Consider the following 18,003-nt stretch of genomic DNA (forward strand, 5'->3'; position numbering starts at 1 on the left):
GAACCGCTTTCAGACGGCCTGATTTAAGGATATTTATGCAATTTAACCGAATATTAACCGAAAGCCGCCGCGCCGCGATTGGCCAGCGCATCGGCGCGCTCGTTTTCGGCATGGCCGGCATGGCCTTTCACCCAAGTCCACACCACATCGTGCGCCGCCACTTGCTCATCCAACTCGCGCCATAAATCGGCATTTTTCACCGGCTGCTTGGCTGCGGTTTTCCAACCGTTGCGCTTCCAGCCGTGTATCCAGCTTTCCATGCCGTTTTTCACATATTGCGAATCGGTGCAGATTTGCACGCGGCTGCGGCGCTTGAGCGCTTTGAGGCCTTCAATCACGGCTTTGAGCTCCATACGGTTATTCGTGGTGTCGGGCTCGCCGCCAAACAGCTCTTTTTCATGCGTCCCGTAGCGCATCAACACGCCCCAGCCGCCCGCGCCGGGGTTGCCTTTGCACGCGCCGTCGGTGTAAAGATAAACGGTTTTATCCATGTTTTTGCTCTGCTGAAAACAAGGCGGCATCATAACATAATACCCATTCAAAAAAGTAAGCCGACAAGGCGGCAATTTGTGTTGTTTTGATTTTAGGTATCGCAATATAAAAAGGCCGTCTGAATGTTCAGACGGCCTCTGGATGCTATACAGCGTTAAGCTTATGCCATGCCTTTGCTTTTCAGCACTTCCAGCATGGTGCTGCCCAATTCGGCCGGGCTGCGGGTGTAAGCCATGCCGGCTTTTTCAAAGGCGGCGAATTTCTCTTCGGCCGTGCCTTTGCCGCCGGAAATAATCGCACCGGCGTGGCCCATGCGTTTGCCTTTCGGCGCGGTAACACCGGCAATATAGCCCACCACCGGCTTGCTCACGTTAGATTGGATGTATTCTGCGGCTTCTTCTTCTGCGGTGCCGCCGATTTCACCAATCATAATAATGGCTTCGGTTTGCGGATCGTTTTGGAACAATTCCAGCGCATCGATTTGGTTCATACCCGGAATCGGGTCGCCGCCGATGCCGATACAGGTCGATTGACCCAAGCCCAGCTTGGTGGTTTGCGCCACGGCTTCATAAGTGAGCGTGCCTGAGCGGGAAATAATGCCGATTTTGCCCGGCTGGTGGATATGGCCCGGCATAATGCCGATTTTGCATTCGCCCGGGGTAATCACACCTGGGCAGTTGGGGCCGACCAAGCGAGTGCCGTTGCCGTTGGTTTCCAAGTAGCGCTTGGCTTTGAGCATATCCAAAGTGGGCACACCCTCGGTGATTACCACCACCAAGCCCACGCCCGAATCCACGGCTTCCACGATTGAATCGAGCACAAACGGTGCCGGCACGTAAATCACCGAAGCATCGGCGCCGGTTTCTTTAACCGCTTCTTTCATGGTGTTGAACACGGGCAGATTCAGGTGGGTTTGACCGCCTTTGCCGGGGGTAACGCCGCCCACCACTTTGGTGCCGTAGGCCAGCGCCTGCTCTGAGTGAAACGTACCGTTTTTACCGGTGAAACCTTGTACCAATACTTTGGTGTCTTTATTAATCAAAACGCTCATTCATTCTCTCCTTAGGCTTTAACGGCGGCAACGATTTTTTGGGCTGCGTCGGCCAGGCCGTCGGCAGAGGTCAGTTTCAGGCCGGATTCTTCCAAGAGCTTCGCGCCCAATTCGGCGTTATTGCCTTCCAAACGCACCACCACGGGCACGGTTACGTTCACTTCTTTCACAGCGGCGATAATGGCCTCGGCAATCATGTCGCAGCGCACGATGCCGCCGAAAATATTAATCAGCACGCCTTGCACCGATTGGTCTTCCAAAATCAGTTTGAAAGCTTCAACCACGCGCTCTTTGGTGGCACCGCCGCCCACGTCGAGGAAGTTGGCCGGTTGGCCGCCGTAAAGTTTGATGATGTCCATGGTGGCCATGGCCAGGCCCGCGCCGTTTACCATGCAGCCGATGTTGCCTTCGAGGGCAACATAGTTGAGGTCGAATTCGGATGCTTTCAGCTCGCGCTCGTTTTCTTGCGATTTATCGCGCAATTCGGCGATTTTCGGCAGGCGGTAGAGGGCGTTGCTGTCGATGCCGATTTTGCCGTCCACGCAGGCGAGCTCGCCGTTTTCGCGCACGGCCAAGGGGTTGATTTCAAACAGGGCGAAATCGTTTTCCACAAAAGCGCGGTAGGCGCCGCTCATTAGCTTCACGAATTCATTGATTTGTTTGCCTTCCAAACCCAATGCAAACGCCACTTCGCGCGCTTGGCAAGGTTGCAGGCCCACCAGCGGATCTACCGTGGTTTTGATAATTTTTTCGGGGGTTTCTTCGGCTACTTTTTCGATTTCCACACCGCCCTCGGTAGAGGCCATAAAGGTCACGCGGCGGGTGGAGCGGTCAACCACCGCACCCAGATAAAGCTCGGTTTGCACCGGATACATGTCTTCACATACCAACACGCTGTTGACCGGCTGGCCGTTGGCATCGGTTTGGTAAGTAATCAGGTTTTTGCCAATCAGGCTGTCGGCCACTTCTTTGGCCTCTTCGCGGCTTTTCACCACTTTCACGCCGCCCGCTTTACCGCGTCCGCCGGCATGAACCTGGGCTTTGATCACGGCAAATTTGCCGCCCAATTGATCATAGGCCGCTGCCGCTTCATCGCCGCTGGCTGCCAAAATGCCGCCTTGCACGGGCAGGCCGTAGCTTGCCAACAGTTCTTTTGCCTGATACTCATGTAAGTTCATGAAATCGTCCTCTATAGTTGTTGATAATCGGCGCTGCGATGCGCAAAACGCCAGAATCCGACTGCTTGGAATAACAGAAAGATTATAGTCGAAATTTAGTCGGAATACACTATTTTGTGCTTCCGAAAGCCGATTTTTATTACTTTCATCAAGCCCAGGCAGCAGCGCGCCTGCGCTCGGCGGGCAAATGCGCACCTTAAAATATCAGGCCGTCTGAAAGCAATAATCATGCTCGAATCGTTTTATTCAAACCCTGATTTGGCACTAAATGCGTTCAGACGGCCTCAGCCAATTACATCGCACAACACCACTAGGGTCTGTTCACAATTCATCTCGTGACAATCTTTTGGCTCAAAAACGCGCCTGCCGCGTTGAAAATGCTCGCAAGGTGTCCAACCTTGCTGCGCTTTTCGCCTTGCAAGCGCGCTTTTGCGCTCAAAATCTTACGCACGGATGAAATGTGAACAGACCCTAGCGGTTAAACGGCAACCACATCCGCGCCAGCACATACATCACCACGCCCGCCACGCCAAGCAGCGCAAACAGCAACCCTTTTTTGCGCGCATTGGGGCAAAACCAATACACCGCCAGGCTGAAGCTGAAAAACAAGGCCGCCACCACCCACACCAATTGCCGGTCTTTAAAGCGGTTGAGCGTGTAGCTTTCGGTCATCATCACATACATCTGCCATAAAGCGGCCAAACACATAGAGATCACGCCGGCGGGCAAAAAGATAATGCCCAATAATTCTTTATTCATGGTGTGCTTTTATTACGAAGGTTGCGCATTATAACGCTGTTGCAAAAGGCCGTCTGAAAGAAAATATTCAGACGGCCTTTTGCAGCACAAACCCAATCAATCAACGGCCGACGATATTTTTACCGCCCGGGTAATGAATGGACCAAACGGCAACAGCGGCAGCATCAACGCTTGAAAAGCATGATAAATATCCGGCTTGCCCGCCCAAATGCCTTCTGCCGGCAAGTTTTCTGTGTCTAGCTGGTGGTGCCAGCGCCCGGGCGCTTCAATCAAATACCGGTCGGCATAAGCGATAAACTGTTCATACCAATAAGAAAATTCACCACCCAAGCCGGTTGCCACATAAGCTTCGGCCAAACCCAAATCCCCCACCGGCGCATCAGCCGCATTCACACCGTCTAAAGCCACCGCCGCACCAATGGACTCGCACAACACCCAATGCATACGCTCGCGCACAATCGGCACGCCTTGAAAATCGGTGGTATACACAAAACCGGCCGCGCCGTCGCCATGCCAGTTGCCGAGCGATTGCCGGAACAAGCCGTAAGCATCGCGCGCATAGTGCTCACCCGCATCAACACCATATTTTTGATTCATTGCCAGCGCATGGCAAGCTAGGCGTGCCCATTCCAGCGCATGGCCGACCGTGGCACCATAGGGGCGGAACTGGTGGGTTTTGTCGTTTTCGTTGTAATCCCACAGCACCTGCCAATGCGCATCAAAATGCTCGGGAATGCGGTAATCGTGCCGGCCGGCCAAATCCAGCACAAAGCCCAATATCGAATTGGCACGCGCCAGCCAACGCGCCGCACGCTCATCGTTTGCAGCCACGCCCAACGATAATTGCGCATCAAAAGCGGCCAAACAGGCTTCCACGCTGTGCATATTGGCATTCACGCCGCGATAGGCTTCGCATTCGCCAAAATCGCGTGAGAAAGATTCGCGCATTTTGCCCGCCCCCACCTCCCAAAAATGACGGTCGATTACGCCGCTGATGGCATTGAATAATTCACCGGCACGCTCAATGCCGGCAATCAGGCCGCTGGATGCCGCCAGCAACACAAAAGCATGTGCATAAGCCGTTTTGCGTTCGCCATCCGGTGTGGGCACAGCATGGCCGGCTGCATCGGGCTGATGATTGATGGCCTCGAAAAAGCCGCCGTGTTGCGGATCTTGAAAGCTGTCCAGCAGGCTGCGGATGCCGTGCTCAGCCATTTCACGGCAACCTTCCATGCCCATCAGCGCACCGATGCTGTAGATATGGGTCATGCGGCAGCTGATCCAGGCTTGAATCGGCTGGCCGAAATCGGGCTCACCGTTTTTATCGAGATAGGCAAAGCCCAACGGTTGCCGGGCTTTGCGTGCAAATTCTAGCAAGGCTTCGGCCTGCTCAAGCAGCCATTCACGGTGCTGCGGGCGTTGTAAAGCGTTCAGCATATAAAACTCCTTTAAAAATAAAACAAGGCTACCCGAATCTTGCCCCGGATAGCCTTGTTTTCTGTCAAACCAAGCGGATTTAGCCGTGCAAGGCGCGCTTGTCCACCGCCAAAGCGGCTTCGTGCATTACTTCCGACAAGGTCGGGTGTGCGTGCACAATGCGGGCAATGTCTTCGCTGCTGGCTTTAAATTCCATGCCCATCACGCCTTCGGCCACCAGTTCAGACACAATCGGGCCTATCATGTGCACACCCAAAATACGGTCGGTTTGGGCATCGGCCAACACTTTAACGATGCCTTTTGCCTTGCCCAGCGCCAGCGCACGACCGTTGGGCGCAAAGCCCGACTGGCCTTTTTTATAGGCCACGCCCTCGGCTTTGAGCTGCTCTTCGGTTTTGCCCACCCAGGCAATTTCAGGGTCGGTGTAGATCACAAACGGAATGGTGTTGAAATCGATATGCGGTTTTTGGCCGGCAATGCGCTCGGCCACGGCCACGCCTTCATCGCTGGCTTTGTGCGCCAGCATCGGGCCGCGCACCACATCACCGATTGCCCACACGCCCGGCAGGTTGGTGCGGCAATCACCATCCACTTTGATAAAGCCGCGTTCGTCTTTTTCCAGGCCGACGGCTTCGGTATTCAAACCGGCGGTGTTCGGGATGCGGCCGATAGAGATAATGAGCTTGTCGAAGGTTTCGGCTTTCTTTTCGCCGCCCACTTCATAAGCCACGGTAACGCCTTTTTTATCGTTTTTGATTTCATTGAGCTGCACGCCCAATTCAATCGCCAAGCCTTGCTCTTTGGTAAAGATTTTCAGGGCTTCTTTGGCAATTTGCTGGTCGGCGGCGGCCAGGAAAGTGGGCATGGCTTCGAGTATGGTCACATCCGAGCCCACGCGCTTCCACACCGAGCCCATTTCCAAACCAATCACACCCGAGCCGATCACGCCGAGCTTTTTCGGCACTTCGGTCAGATTGAGCGCGCCTTCGTTATCCAGCACGTTTACATTATCGATTTCCACCAAGGGCAGCGGGCGCGGCACGGAGCCGGTGGCCACAATCACGTTTTTGGCTTCGATAACGGTTTTTTCGCCGTTGTTGTCCACTTCGATTTGATAGAGATCGCCGTTTTTGCCTTTAAAGCTGCCCTTGCCGAAAAAGCTGGCCACTTTGTTTTTCTGAAACAGAAATTTCACGCCGCCGGTGAGCTTGGTCACAATGGCATCTTTGCGCTCAACCATTTTGGCCGCATCAAAGGCCAAGCCCTCCACGCTGATGCCGTGTTCGGCAAAATCGTGTTGCGCGGTGTGGAAATGCTCGGAAGACTGCAACAGCGCTTTGGAAGGAATGCAGCCCACATTCAGGCAGGTGCCGCCGAGCGCGGGTGCATCGCCGGCCTTGTTGACGCCCGCATCGATGCAGGCGGTGTTGAAGCCGAGTTGGGCGGCGCGAATGGCGGCGATATAGCCGCCGGGGCCCGCACCGATAACCACTACGTCAAATTGAGACATAATCATCCTTTAACTTTAATATTTGTTTGATGCAATAAATACAGGCCGTCTGAAACAAGCCTTGCAGGTTTTCAGACGGCCTGTGGGCTCAGCGTTTGCATGAATACGGGCTCATGTCGCCAAGCTCTTGTTTGGTAATGTTGTTATACACACGAATGGTGGCATTGGGATAGGTTTTGCACAATGAATCGCGCGCAATCGGAATGCCGGATCTGCTGCTGTCGAGTGCCATCTGCTTGTTCAGCAGCTGGCCGCGGCTATTGTAGGCTTGCACGGAATACTCTTTGCCTGCCATGCCTGCGCAAGCGCTCAACATCAAGACGGACAACACAATGGCGTATTTCATGTTCATTCCTTTTTAAATGTTTCAGACGGCCACACATTTTTGAGGCCGTCTGAAAAACCGCTTACAAATCCAAAAGCAAGCGAGCCGGGTCTTCCAGCGCATCTTTGATGGCCACCAGCGTCAACACGGCTTCGCGCCCGTCGATAATGCGGTGGTCGTAAGAGAGCGCCAGATACATCATCGGCAACACCACCACTTGGCCGTTTTCAACCATGGCACGCTCTTTGGTGGCGTGCATGCCCAAAATGGCCGATTGCGGCGGATTAATGATGGGGGTGGACATCATCGAGCCGAAAGTGCCGCCGTTGGTGATGCTGAAAGTGCCGCCGGTGAGCTCTTCCAACGCGATTTTGCCGTCTTTGGCTTTCACCGCGTAATCCACAATCGCTTTTTCGATATCGGCAATGCTCATTTGATCGGCATCGCGCAGAATCGGCACCACCAAACCGCGCGGGCTGCCGATGGCGATACCAATATCGAAGTAACCGTGATACACGATATCGTTGCCGTCGATTGAAGCATTCACCACCGGATATTTTTTCAGCGCAGCCACAGCGGCTTTTACAAAGAACGACATAAAGCCCAGCTTCACGCCGTGCTCTTTTTCAAATTTTTCTTTGTATTTGTTGCGCAACTCCATCACCGGCTTCATGTTGACTTCATTAAACGTGGTGAGAATAGCATTTTCATGCTGAGAAGCCAGCAAGCGTTCGGCCACGCGGGTGCGCAGGCGGCTCATCGGCACACGCTGCTCGGGGCGCTCGCCGGCAGGCACGGGCGCAGCAGGCGCAGCGGCTTTAGGTGCAGCAGCGGCAGCTTGCACATCTTCTTTCAACACACGGCCATCACGACCCGAGCCTTGCACGCTGCCCACATCCACGCCTTTTTCGGCGGCTAGCTTGGCAGCGGCGGGCATCGCCACACCGGCTTGGGCATTGGAAGCCGGCGCTGCGGCTGCAGCCGGTGCGGCTTCGGCAGCAGGCGCGGCCGCTTGGGCTTGGGCTGCGGTGTCAATTTTGGCCAGCAGCTGCTCGGCCACCACGGTTTCACCGTCTTGGGCAATGATTTCCACCAACACGCCGGCTTGCGGCGAGGGCACTTCCAACACCACTTTGTCGGTTTCCACATCAATCAGGATTTCATCGCGCGCAACGGCATCGCCGACTTTTTTGTGCCAGCTCATCAAAGTGCCTTCCGACACGCTCTCTGACAATAAAGGGACTTTAACTTCTACAATCATGTTGTTCTCCAATGGGATGTGTGGCCGTCTGAAAAAGCTTTCAGACGGCATTTGGCGTTTAGTTTAAGGTCAGGGCATCGTCGATCAGCTGCTTGAGCTGGGCAACGTGTTTGCTCATATAGCCTACAGCAGGCGAAGCGCTGGTCGGGCGGCCGGCAAACGAGAGGGTTTGCGAAGCATCCAACACGCGCTCGATGCGGTGGCGGATTTGGTAAAACGCACCCTGATTGCGCGGCTCTTCCTGCGCCCACGTTACTTCTTTGGCATTCGGGTATTTCGCCAGCTCAGCCTTGATTTCATCATACGGGAACGGATAAAGCTGCTCCACACGCACGATGGCCACATCATCGGCCAAGTTGCGCTCATCGCGCGCTTTGGCCAAATCGTAATACACCTGCCCTGCACACAGCACCACACGCTTCACGCTGCCGTTATCGGCGCGCTCGGCCACATCACCGATCACCGGACGGAAAGTCGAACCTTCAGTGAAATTGCTCAGCGGGCTCATAGAATCTTTAAAGCGCAGCAAGCGTTTCGACATGAAAATCACCAAGGGCTTGCGATAGGAGCGCAAAGCCTGACGGCGCAGAATGTGGAACATTTGCGAAGCTTCAGACGGCATCACAATCTGCATATTGTCTTCAGAGCACAATTGCAGCCAGCGCTCCAAACGGGCAGACGAGTGCTCGGGGCCCTGGCCGTCGTAGCCGTGCGGCAGAATCACGGTCAGGCCGCACAAGCGCCCCCATTTGGTTTCGCCGGACGACAAGAATTGGTCGATCACCACTTGCGCGCCGTTGGCAAAATCGCCGAATTGCGCTTCCCAAATGGTTAAGCGGTCGGGCGCCGAGCAGGCAAAACCATACTCGTAAGCCATCACGGCTTCTTCATTGAGAATAGAATCGATCACAATAAAGCTGGCTTGCTGCTCGCTCATATGGCTCAGCGGCACATAAGCGCCATCATCGCGTTTTTCGCGGTTTTGATCGTGCAGCACGGCATGGCGGTGCGAGAACGTGCCGCGGCCGGAATCTTCACCGGAAATGCGCACCGGCGTGCCTTTGGTCACCAAGCTTGCATAAGCGATGGTTTCGGCCATGCCCCAATCAATCGGCTGCTCGCCGGCGGCCATGGCCTTGCGGCTTTCCAACAGCTTTTTCACCGTATTGTGCAGCGCAAAGCCTTGCGGCACTTCGGTGAATTTGTCGGCCAAACGCTGGATATCGGCAGCCGGCAAACCGCTGCTCACGGCTTCGCGCCAATCTTGGCCGCTGTATTTCGACCAATCCACGCGGTGTTTGCTCTCGTAATCGGTCAGGCGGGTTTGCTCAACCTGCTCGCCTTTATCCAACGCTTCGCGGTATTCCTGAATGTAGGCTTCGGCCTCATCGGCCTTGATCACGCCTTCTTTCAACAATTTGTCGGCATAAAGCGCGCGTGTGCCCGGATGTTGCGACACTTTGCGATACATCATCGGCTGGGTTAAGAAAGGATCATCGCCCTCGTTATGGCCGAGCTTGCGGAAGCAAACCAAGTCGATCACCACATCTTTATGGAACGCTTTGCGGTAATCCAAAGCTGCCTGAATCACATAACATACGGCTTCCGGATCATCACCGTTTACATGGAAAATCGGCGCTTCCACCATTTTGGCCAAATCGGTGCAATGGGCGGATGAGCGCATATCGCGCAAATCAGAAGTGGTGAAACCGATTTGGTTGTTGATGACCAAATGCACGGTGCCGCCGGTGGTGTAGCCGCGCGTTTGCGACAAGTTGAATGTTGCCTGATTCACGCCCAAGCCGATAAAGGCCGAGTCGCCGTGAATCAACACCGGCAGCACTTGATTGGGGCCGTCATCACCGCGGCGGCGCTGCTTGGCACGCACCGAGCCTTCCACCACCGGGTTCACAATTTCCAAATGCGAAGGGTTAAACGCCAAGGTAACATGCATGGGGCCGTTGGGCGTGGCCAAATCGGAGCTGAAACCCATATGATATTTCACGTCGCCGCTGGGCAGCGTGGCTGCGGCCTTGCCTTCGAATTCGGCAAACAAATCACGCGGCAACTTGCCCAAAGTGTTGACCAACACGTTCAGACGGCCTCGATGCGCCATGCCGATTACCACTTCTTCCACGCCGTCTTTGCCGGCATTTTGAATCAGGTAATTCAAACCGGCAATGGCGCTCTCGCCGCCTTCTACCGAAAAGCGTTTTTGGCCGACATATTTGGTGTGCAGATAGCGCTCTAACGTTTCGGCAGCAGTGAGCTGTTTGAGAATACGGCGCTTTTCATCGGCATTGTATTTCGGCGTGGAGAGCTCGGTTTCAAAGCGGCTGCGAATCCAGCGGCGCTCATCGGTATTGGAAATATACATATATTCAATACCGATATGGCCGCAATAAGTTTGCTTGAGTTTGCTGATGATTTCGGCCAGCGGCAGGCTGGTATTGCCTGAAAAATCGCCGTCGCCCATGCTGAATTTCACCGCCATATCGGCATCGGTCAGGCCGTGGTAAGCCGGATCAAGCGCTTCGACATTGCTGGGTGGCACACGGTTGAGCGGGTCGAGCTTGGCTGCCCCCACACCCTGAATGCGATAGGCAGACATCAGGCGCAATACCGACACCTGTTTTTTCATCAAATTAAAATCAATGCTGCCCGACACGGCAGCAGTAGCTTTGCGTTTGGCCAGATTAGCGAAAGATTCCTGAATCGGGCGGTGCGCAATATCACGCTCCACCGCGCCGGGCTGTGCCGCTAACTGGGTAAAATATTGTTTCCAGTGTTCATCCACCGAATTGGGATCGTTGAGGTAGTTTTCGTATAATTCTTCGATATAAGGTGCGTTGGAGCCGAATAAATAAGAAAAGCTCTGTTTGTCGTCCATCATGGCTTAAGCCCTTTTTATGTTAAAAATAAAGAGTAGAATCCGCCCTATTTCCAAAACAAACTACTGTTTCTGAAATGTGCTTATTCTACTCTCCGACTGCCGGGTATCGTTGATGCTTAAAGTTGTTTTACACAACTTCATTAACATATAACATTAAGCCGTCCAAACTGACTACATTTTGTTACAAACGGCCGTCTGAAACCTCGGCTGATACTTTTCAGCGCTGGTTTACCGGCACATAATCGCGGCGCGGCGAACCGGTGTAAAGCTGGCGCGGACGGCCGATTTTTTGGCCGGGCTCGGCAATCATTTCATGCCAATGCGAAATCCAGCCCACGGTACGTGCCAGTGCGAAAATCACGGTAAACATCGACACAGGAATGCCCAGCGCCGACAATACGATGCCTGAGTAGAAATCAACATTCGGATACAGCTTGCGCTCGATAAAGAACGGATCGCTCAAGGCGATTTTTTCCAATTCCATCGCCAGCTTGAATTTCGGATCGTTTTCCAAGCCCAGCTCTTTGAGCACTTCATAGCAGGTTTCACGCATAATGCTGGCGCGCGGATCCATATTGCGGTAAACGCGGTGGCCGAAGCCCATCAGGCGGTATTTACGCTCTTTCACGCCTTCCATAAATTCAGGCACGCGCGATACATCGCCGATTTCGTCCAACATTTTCAACACAGCCTCATTGGCGCCGCCGTGTGCCGGCCCCCACAAGCTGGCAATGCCGGCTGCGATACAGGCAAACGGGTTTGCACCCGAAGAGCCGGCCAAACGCACGGTAGAAGTGGAAGCATTTTGCTCGTGATCGGCATGCAGAATAAAGATGCGGTCCAGCGCGCGCACCAACACCGGGTTGGGTTCGTATTTTTCGCACGGCGTGGCAAACATCATGTGCATGAAGTTGGCGGTGTAAGACAAATCATTTTTCGGATAATTGAACGGCAAACCGTTGGAATAACGGTAGCACATGGCCGCAATCGTCGGAATTTTGGAAATCAGGCGGAATTCGGCAATGCGGCGGTGATCGGCATTATTAATATCCAAGCTGTCTTGATAAAACGCAGCCAGTGCGCCAACCACGCCAACCATCATGGCCATCGGGTGGGCATCGCGACGGAAACCGCGGAAGAACCAAGTGAGCTGCTCATGCACCATGGTGTGGCGCAGCACGGTTTCTTCAAATTTGGCCTTTTGCTCGGCAGTCGGCAATTCGCCGTTAATCAGCAGATAGCAGGTTTCCAGATAGTCGCTGTTTTCAGCCAGCTGCTCAATCGGATAGCCGCGATAGTAAAGCTGGCCTTTGTCGCCATCGATAAAGGTGATTTTCGATTCACAGCTTGCCGTAGACACAAAGCCGGGGTCGAAAGTAAACATGCCCGTGCCTTTGGTGAAGGTGCGGATATCGACAACATCGTTACCCAAGGTGCCTTCCAATACCGGCAGCTCCAAGGCCTCTTTACCTTCTACTTGCAATTTAACGGTTTTAGACATCTCTTCAACTCCTTTTTTCTTATGTAAAAGCGACGCAGTTAAAACTGCTGGTTTTTGTTTCAGACGGCCTCAAAACATCTGGCTTGTGAAGCTTAGGGTGCATCAGGCCTTTCTGATTTTCTCCAACAGAGGAACGAAATAAGGCTTGCCGGCTTCTTCTTTTTCATTGACCAAAGCCAGAAACTCCTGGTCGGGCAAATCCAAAATTTCCACAAACACAGCCAATTCATCATCACTCAGATGCTGGAATTCTTTATCCATAAACCGCCCGAGCAAAATATCCAGCTCGAGCAGCCCACGGCGGGTTTGAAAGCGGATACGCCGCTTTGCGGTTTCGTCAAAAGCCGGCATAGCTTACACAGCCCGTTTCAACATGATTTCTTTAATCTTACCGATGGCTCCGGTCGGGTTCAAGTGCTTCGGACACACATCCACACAGTTCATAATGGTGTGGCAGCGAAACAGCCGGTAAGGGTCGTTCAGGTTATCCAAACGCTCGTTGGTGATGGTGTCGCGACTATCGGCAATAAAGCGGTAGGCATTGAGTAAGCCGGAGGGGCCGACGAATTTATCGGGGTTCCACCAAAACGACGGGCAGGCAGTCGAGCAACAGGCGCACAAAATGCATTCATACAAACCATCAAGCTCTTTGCGCTCATCCTGCGTTTGCAGGCGTTCGCGCTCAGGCGCGGGCGTGTCGTTGACCACATAAGGCTTAATCGAATGGTATTGATTGAAGAATTGGGTCATGTCCACAATCAGGTCACGAATCACCGGCAAGCCCGGCAGCGGGCGCAGCTTAATGGGCTGTTTGAGGCTGCGGATATCGGTGAGGCAGGCCAAGCCGTTTTTGCCGTTGATGTTCATGCCGTCTGAACCGCAAATGCCTTCGCGGCAGGAGCGGCGGAACGACAGGCTGTCGTCTTGGGCTTTAAGCTTCACCAAGGCATCCAAAAGCTTAACGTCGGTGGGCTCCACTTCCAATTCATAATCTTGCATGTACGGCTTCGCATCCACATCAGGATTGTAGCGGTACACTTGAAAACGTATTTTTTCCATGTGTTGTATTCCTTAGTAAACGCGTTTGGCCGGCTCGATATAGTCTACGCTCAGCGGTTTGGTGTTAACCGGTTTGTAAGTCAGGGTGTTGGTGAGCGGATGATACAGGGTATGTTTCATCCAATTTTCATCATCACGCTCGGGGTGATCATCTGAAGCGTGGGCACCGCGCGACTCTTTGCGCGCCTCGGCAGAAACCAACGTGGCTTTAGCCACTTCAATCAAATTGTCCAGCTCCAGCGCTTCGATACGCGCTGTGTTCCATACCTTGCTTTTATCCTTGATTTCGGTTTTCTTCACGCGCTCGGCAATTTCCAGCACCTTATCTACGCCCTCTTTCAAAATCGCATCGGTGCGGAACACACCGGCGTGGCCTTGCACCATGCGCTGCAAATCACGCCGCACTTCATCCACGTTTTCACCGCCGGTTTGATTTTCCAAACGCGCCAGGCGTTGCGCCGTGAATGCACCTGCATCGGCGGGCAGATCTTTCCAGCCATCTTGCGCGCGCACATAATCCACCATGCTGTCGCCGGCTGATTTACCGAACACCACTAAATCCAGCAGCGAATTGGTTCCCAAACGGTTGGCGCCGTGCACAGAAGCGCAAGCACATTCGCCGGCTGCATAGAGGCCTTTTACCGGCACTTCATATTCACCGTCTTTAGGTACAATCACTTCGCCCAAATAATTGGTGGGAATACCACCCATCATATAATGGTTGGTCGGCACCACCGGAATCGGGTCTTTAATCGGATCGATGCCGGCAAATTGAATCGCAATCTCACGGATGCCCGGCAGCTTTTCCATAATTTTTTCAGCGCCGATATGGTCGATTTTCAACAACACATGGTCTTTATTCTTACCGCAACCACGGCCTTCGTGAATTTCCATTGCCATTGCACGCGAAACCACGTCGCGCGATGCCAAATCTTTCACGGTAGGCGCGTAGCGCTCCATAAAGCGCTCGCCGTCGCAGTTGAGCAAAATGCCGCCCTCACCGCGCACGCCTTCGGTAATCAACACACCGGCGCCGGCCACACCGGTGGGGTGGAATTGCCAAAATTCCATGTCTTCCAGCGGAATGCCAGCACGGGCGCAAATGCCCAAGCCATCACCGGTATTCATAAAGGCATTGGTGGAAGAAGCATAAATGCGGCCGGCACCGCCGGTGGCAAACAACACGGCTTTGGCATGGAAAATATAAACCTCGCCGGTTTCCATCTCCATGGCCGTTACGCCAAGCACATCACCTTCTTCATTGCGAATCAGATCAAGCGCCGTCCACTCCACAAAAAATTGCGTGTTGGCGCGCACATTTTGCTGATAAAGCGTGTGCAACATGGCATGGCCGGTACGGTCGGCCACGGCGCAGGCGCGCTCTACCGCACGTTTGCCGTGCTCAGCCGTATGGCCGCCAAACGGACGTTGATAGATTTTGCCGCTTTCCACGCGGTCAAACGGCATGCCCATGTGCTCCAGCTCAATCACCGCTTCGGGTGCGCGGCGACACATAAATTCAATGGCATCCTGATCGCCCAGCCAGTCAGACCCTTTTACGGTGTCATACATATGCCAATCCCAGCGGTCTTCCTGCACATTGCCCAACGAGGCGGAAATGCCGCCTTGCGCAGCTACGGTGTGCGAACGGGTGGGAAACACTTTAGACAAAACAGCGGTATTCAAACCGGATTTGGACAATTGCAATGCGGCGCGCAAACCGGCACCGCCGCCGCCGACAATCACGGCATCAAACTTGCGAACGGGAAAACTCATACCAACCCCCAAATTACTTTAACCGAATAAACCAAGCAGCCGAGCAACCAAATAATGGTCGCCACATGCAGAAACAGGCGCAAGCCAAATGATTTCACATAGTCCATCCACAAATCGCGGATGCCGACCCATGCATGCAAAAACAGCGCCACAAAAGTAACTTGGGTAAACAGCTTCACCCAGGTTTGCGCAAAAAATGCCTGCCAAGCATCATAACCGCTGGGCAACATCAGCAAGAAAAGCACAAATAAAACAGTATAAATCAGCATGATCACCGCAGTAACACGCTGCATCGCCCAATCGCGCAAGCCATAATGCGCACCGGCCAGTTTACGTTCTACCATAACCACGCTCCCAAGATAACGGTCAACACCAAACCGGCCACCAATGTGAATTTAGCCGTGGCGCGGGCGGTTTGCAGCTCCAAGCCTTTGTGGGCATCAAGCAGCAAAAAGCGGATACCGGCGATAGAGTGGTGCAGATACGCCCACAGCAAGCCAATCAGAATCAGTTTGACCAAGGGGTTGGATACGACCGACTGATACGTGGCAAAAGCAGCTTCACTGCTCAACGTACCGGCCAGCAAGCACAGCAACAGCGGCAGGCTCACAAACAGAATGACCCCGCTGATGCGGTGCAGGATAGAAACAATCCCCGGGATCGGCAACCTGATGTTGGGGATCTCCAGGAATACAGGGCGATGTTTCGTCTGCATTTCAATTCCTCTTTATTTTTCTCAAAAAACTCAAAAACCAAGCAGCCGGCAATACTACACCTAACTACGGTGATGCGTAATTTACATTGTTTATCAGTTATTGAACAGCCCTTTGAGGCAGATTTTTTAATGAAATTTAACAACAATCTTACAAAGCCCATTGCCTAATCCTGCTACAAAACAGCAGAACCCAATAACAACAAGCGCTTAGCCTGAGCATCTACTCGAAAGGCCGTCTGAAAATCCTATCTGCCCGATAGTGTAAATCTTGCAGCCGCGCCGCCGCGCTAAAAGCAGCTCTTCAAACATCTTTGCCCGCGCCCGCCTGCTTATGCTATTTTGTCGTAAATATGGAAACAAAACACCGACCAGCTCCAGCACGTTGTCGCAAAGGCGCACACCTTATTATTCATCCGGCAATTTTATTGGCATTTTATTTTCAGACGGCCACAAAGTTTCAGCCGGCTACAAAATAATATTGCTACAAGAGATAAATTTGGTATGATACAGGCTGTCACGGCACGGTTTACAAAACACATCAAAAAGCCAATTATAGTGAAACAAATTCAATATAATGCCGTACAGCCCGAAAGGCGCGGAAATATCCAACATCGCACCTCAAAATCCAGGTGAATCAGTAATATATTTTCGCCCTCAGCGGCCTCACCACCTTAACAAAATTACCAGGAGAGTTTTGGATATGAAATCACCCGTACGCGTAGCCGTTACCGGCGCAGCAGGCCAAATTGGTTATGCCTTATTGTTCCGTATTGCCAGCGGTGAAATGCTGGGCAAAGACCAGCCCGTTATTCTGCAATTGCTCGATTTGCCGCACGCACAAACTGCGGTAAAAGGCGTGATGATGGAGCTGCAAGATTGCGCGTTCCCGCTCCTGGCCGGCATGTTTACCACCGATAACCCCGAAGAAGCCTTTAAAGATGCCCAAGTGGCCATTTTGGTGGGCTCGCGCCCGCGCAGCAAAGGCATGGAACGCGCTGATTTGTTGCAGGCCAACGCTGAAATCTTCACCGTGCAAGGTGCCGCACTGAACAAAGTGGCCGACCGCAATGTCAAAGTGCTGGTGGTGGGCAATCCGGCCAACACCAATGCCTATATCGCCATGAAATCCGCCCCCGACCTGCCTGCCAAAAACTTCACCGCCATGCTGCGCCTGGATCACAACCGCGCCTTGAGCCAAGTGGCCGAGAAAACCGGCACAGCCGTCAGCGACATTGAAAAACTGTGCGTATGGGGCAACCACTCGCCCACCATGTATGCCGACTACCGCTTTGCTACTGTGAACGGCCAAAAAGTAAAAGATTTGATTAATGATCAAGATTGGAACGCCAACGTGTTTCTGCCCACCGTGGGCAAGCGCGGCGCCGCCATTATCGAGGCACGCGGCCTCTCTTCAGCCGCTTCGGCTGCCAATGCCGCCATCGATCATATTCACGACTGGTGGCTGGGCACCGATGGCAAATGGGTGACCATGGGCATTCCTTCCGACGGCGCTTACGGCATTCCGGAAGAAACCATGTTCGGCTTTCCGGTAACTTGCGAAAACGGCGAATACAAATTGGTTGAAGGTTTGGAAATCGACGACTTCAGCCGCGAACGCATCAACATCACCTTGCAAGAGTTAGAAGAAGAAAAAGCCGGTGTCGCCCACCTGCTGTAAGCTGCCACCCACACAAACGCCCGCTTGATGCGGGCGTTTTGTTACGTCAAAAATAGCAATCAGCCTTGAACCAAACCTAAAAAAATAATACCAATTCAAAAAAGTAAGCTAACAAGGCGGAAGCCTACGACAGTACAGATAGCACGGCAAGGCGAACCAACGAAGTTAGGTTATCTTTTTGGATTGGTATAAGACAGCAAAGCGGCGAGCCACGGACAGTACACACATACAGCAAAGCGAAACAACGCAGTTGGGTTATTTTTTAGATTTAGTATTATACCGATATAAATATGTCAAACAGAGGCCGTCTGAAACGTTTCAGACGGCCTCTGTTTGACATTAGCAGCGCAAATAAATTCGGGCAGGCC

General features: G+C 53.1%; 16 protein-coding genes. 1 reads left to right on the top strand and 15 read right to left on the bottom strand.

The genetic code is table 11. The features are described 5' to 3' along the window. Nucleotides 1-53: 53 nt before the first annotated feature. The 15 genes from rnhA to sdhC form a co-directional block, all read right to left on the bottom strand. Nucleotides 54-491, bottom strand: a complete 438-nt coding sequence (gene rnhA, locus EV680_RS07520) for a ribonuclease HI (protein WP_132954128.1) — start codon at nt 489-491, stop codon at nt 54-56. Nucleotides 492-652: 161 nt separating this feature from the next. Next, the gene (gene sucD / locus EV680_RS07525; protein ID WP_132954129.1) at nt 653-1,543 is read right to left on the bottom strand and encodes a succinate--CoA ligase subunit alpha; all 891 of its coding nucleotides are present in this window, start codon (nt 1,541-1,543) and stop codon (nt 653-655) included. An 11-nt stretch (nt 1,544-1,554) separates the two neighbouring features. Next, nucleotides 1,555-2,721 carry an ADP-forming succinate--CoA ligase subunit beta gene (gene sucC / locus EV680_RS07530; protein ID WP_132954130.1) on the bottom strand — a complete coding sequence of 389 codons (1,167 nt, stop codon included), beginning with the start codon at nt 2,719-2,721 and terminating at the stop codon, nt 1,555-1,557. Between the two features lie 471 nt (nt 2,722-3,192). Beyond that, nucleotides 3,193-3,480: a hypothetical protein gene (locus EV680_RS07540; protein WP_132954132.1), complete on the bottom strand. Its 288-nt coding sequence runs from the start codon at nt 3,478-3,480 to the stop codon at nt 3,193-3,195. 96 nt (nt 3,481-3,576) lie between these two features. Continuing rightward, nucleotides 3,577-4,917: an AGE family epimerase/isomerase gene (locus tag EV680_RS07545; RefSeq protein ID WP_132954133.1), complete on the bottom strand. Its 1,341-nt coding sequence runs from the start codon at nt 4,915-4,917 to the stop codon at nt 3,577-3,579. 79 nt (nt 4,918-4,996) lie between these two features. Then, nucleotides 4,997-6,427, bottom strand: a complete 1,431-nt coding sequence (lpdA, locus tag EV680_RS07550) for a dihydrolipoyl dehydrogenase (RefSeq protein WP_132954134.1) — start codon at nt 6,425-6,427, stop codon at nt 4,997-4,999. Between the two features lie 88 nt (nt 6,428-6,515). Continuing rightward, nucleotides 6,516-6,773: a hypothetical protein gene (locus EV680_RS07555; protein ID WP_132954135.1), complete on the bottom strand. Its 258-nt coding sequence runs from the start codon at nt 6,771-6,773 to the stop codon at nt 6,516-6,518. Between the two features lie 61 nt (nt 6,774-6,834). Continuing rightward, nucleotides 6,835-8,013 (bottom strand): 2-oxoglutarate dehydrogenase complex dihydrolipoyllysine-residue succinyltransferase, encoded by a 1,179-nt coding sequence (gene odhB, locus EV680_RS07560; RefSeq protein ID WP_132954136.1) that lies wholly within the window; start codon nt 8,011-8,013, stop codon nt 6,835-6,837. Between the two features lie 58 nt (nt 8,014-8,071). After that, nucleotides 8,072-10,906: a 2-oxoglutarate dehydrogenase E1 component gene (locus EV680_RS07565; protein WP_132954137.1), complete on the bottom strand. Its 2,835-nt coding sequence runs from the start codon at nt 10,904-10,906 to the stop codon at nt 8,072-8,074. A gap of 217 nt (nt 10,907-11,123) precedes the next feature. After that, nucleotides 11,124-12,407, bottom strand: a complete 1,284-nt coding sequence (gene gltA, locus EV680_RS07570) for a citrate synthase (RefSeq protein ID WP_132954138.1) — start codon at nt 12,405-12,407, stop codon at nt 11,124-11,126. A 102-nt stretch (nt 12,408-12,509) separates the two neighbouring features. Continuing rightward, nucleotides 12,510-12,758, bottom strand: coding sequence for an FAD assembly factor SdhE (locus EV680_RS07575; RefSeq protein ID WP_132954139.1), 249 nt, complete (start codon nt 12,756-12,758; stop codon nt 12,510-12,512). Nucleotides 12,759-12,761: 3 nt separating this feature from the next. Beyond that, nucleotides 12,762-13,466, bottom strand: a complete 705-nt coding sequence (locus EV680_RS07580; protein ID WP_132954140.1) for a succinate dehydrogenase iron-sulfur subunit — start codon at nt 13,464-13,466, stop codon at nt 12,762-12,764. Nucleotides 13,467-13,478: 12 nt separating this feature from the next. Then, on the bottom strand, nt 13,479-15,242 hold the full coding sequence (gene sdhA, locus EV680_RS07585) for a succinate dehydrogenase flavoprotein subunit (RefSeq protein ID WP_132954141.1): 1,764 nt from the start codon (nt 15,240-15,242) through the stop codon (nt 13,479-13,481). Next, nucleotides 15,239-15,586: a succinate dehydrogenase, hydrophobic membrane anchor protein gene (gene sdhD, locus EV680_RS07590; protein WP_132954142.1), complete on the bottom strand. Its 348-nt coding sequence runs from the start codon at nt 15,584-15,586 to the stop codon at nt 15,239-15,241. The genes sdhA and sdhD overlap by 4 nt, the downstream gene beginning before the upstream one ends. Next, entirely contained in the window at nt 15,580-15,957 is a 378-nt protein-coding gene (gene sdhC / locus EV680_RS07595) for a succinate dehydrogenase, cytochrome b556 subunit (protein WP_132954143.1), read from the bottom strand. Before sdhC ends, sdhD begins: the two co-directional genes overlap by 7 nt. Nucleotides 15,958-16,657: 700 nt before the next feature. Here sdhC and EV680_RS07600 point away from each other — a divergent pair. Then, on the top strand, nt 16,658-17,635 hold the full coding sequence (locus EV680_RS07600; protein WP_132954144.1) for a malate dehydrogenase: 978 nt from the start codon (nt 16,658-16,660) through the stop codon (nt 17,633-17,635). Nucleotides 17,636-18,003 lie beyond the last annotated feature (368 nt).

Source organism: Uruburuella suis, from assembly GCF_004341385.1.
GTDB classification, from domain to species: Bacteria; Pseudomonadota; Gammaproteobacteria; order Burkholderiales; family Neisseriaceae; genus Neisseria; species Neisseria suis.